Below are 334 nucleotides of genomic sequence, written 5' to 3' on the forward strand. Positions count from 1 at the left end.
TTTTTCTAATTCTATTTTAAAGTGCTCTACATTTTCAAATTCTTTTATGTAGAGGAACTCCGACTTCATAATCCCAAAGAAATTTTCTATTACTGCGTTGTCGTAACAGTTGCCTTTTCGAGACATACTCTGGACGATAGCTCTTGATTCAAGTGTCCGGACGTACTGTCTCATTTGATAATGCCATCCTTGATCCGAATGCATCAGTAGCTGGTGCGTTTCAGGTAAACGTTCCAATGCTTTCTCTAACATGTCTGAAACAAGCGAATACGTCGGTCTAGAACCAATTGTATAGGTAATAATTTCACCATTATACAAATCTAATACAGGTGAT

At 37.1% G+C, this 334-nt stretch carries 1 protein-coding gene; it reads right to left on the reverse strand.

Features of this window, described 5'->3' with window-relative positions; genetic code table 11:
- Positions 1–334: DDE-type integrase/transposase/recombinase (locus ACS2CR_RS34515; RefSeq protein ID WP_438906169.1), on the reverse strand; the 334-nt coding region annotated here is incomplete at both ends.

The sequence above is a fragment of the Bacillus cereus group sp. BceL291 genome, from assembly GCF_051776705.1.
In the GTDB taxonomy this organism is placed as follows: Bacteria; Bacillota; Bacilli; order Bacillales; family Bacillaceae_G; genus Bacillus_A; species Bacillus_A cereus.